Raw genomic sequence first — 1,218 nt, 5'->3', positions numbered from 1 at the left:
TGGATTTGTTGGGTTGGTACAAATTATAATGAATGTATTGTATCTAATGCAACTTCCATCATATTTGTAAAGGTCTTTTGTCTTTCTTCTGCTGTGGTAAGTTCACCAGTTACAAGATGATCACTTACTGTAAGTATAGTAAGTGCATCAACTCCATATTTAGCAGCTAATGTATAAAGTGCAGCTGCTTCCATTTCAACTCCTAAGCATCCAAACTTAGCCCATTTTTTCCAACTATCTGGATTATCATTATAAAAATTATCCGAACTAAAAATATTACCAACCTTTGGATCAAAGTTTTTTTCAACTGCAAAATCATAAGCCTTTTTTAATAATTTAAAACTTGCTGTTGGTGCAAAATTTCCTTCATTGAATCTTATATTATTTATATTAGAATCAGTTGAAGCTGCCATGGCAATGACCATATCTCTAACCTTAACTGATTCCTGGAAGGAACCACAAGTTCCAACCCTTATGAGATTTTTTACATCATAACTCTGAATTAATTCATTTACATATATTGATATTGATGGTATGCCCATTCCTGTTCCTTGAACAGAAACTTTTTTTCCTTTATATGTTCCTGTAAAACCATACATTCCTCTTACTTCGTTATAGCATATAACATCTTGAAGAAAATTTTCAGCTATAAACTTAGCCCTCAATGGATCTCCCGGAAGTAATATGCTTTCAGCTATCTGACCTTCCTTTGCATTTATGTGTACACTCATTCTAAACTCCTCCTAAATAATATATAATCGCAGACTATAAACACTCTTAAACAAAAGTAGACTTACACTCCAATATATATCTACCTTCCAGTTTGGTAACATCTCCCGAAGCATAAGTTTACTTTCGGCCGTATAACCCTATATAGGAAGGTGTGATAAAGTCCATTTTATATATCAAGACATAGAAATTAAAAAAGTTGAATGCATTGATATTGATGGATTTACTAAATGTAAAATTTTGTTTAATAACACCCTCCTATGGATAACCACACCAGACACTTAACTTATACGCAGGGATATATTTACATTCTGGAATACACATTTAAATACTTTTGCTACAAGTCTTAGCTCATATTTTTGAAAAAGCTTAGAAGATTTGATTGTTTGAGCACAGCGAGTTATCAAAGATTCTTAGCTTTTTTAAAAATATGGGCTTTAGACTTGTCAAAAGTATTTATCGTGCTGGAAGAATGTAAATATATCCCGG

Annotated in this window: 1 protein-coding gene; it reads right to left on the bottom strand. The window is 32.2% G+C overall.

The features are described from left to right. Positions 1-23 precede the first annotated feature (23 nt). Entirely contained in the window at positions 24-731 is a 708-nt protein-coding gene (gene deoD, locus I6U48_RS29140) for a purine-nucleoside phosphorylase (protein ID WP_218324017.1), read from the bottom strand. Between the last annotated feature and the right edge of the window lie 487 nt (positions 732-1,218).

This window comes from Clostridium thailandense, from assembly GCF_019207025.1.
Taxonomy (GTDB): Bacteria; Bacillota; Clostridia; order Clostridiales; family Clostridiaceae; genus Clostridium_AM; species Clostridium_AM thailandense.
This window is presented reverse-complemented; position numbering and strand designations above follow the sequence as displayed.

Bases quoted from the DNA above. Each gene is read 5' to 3' on its own strand.
- deoD (WP_218324017.1), bottom strand. From the start codon at position 731: ATGAGTGTACACATAAATGCAAAGGAAGGTCAGATAGCTGAAAGCATA.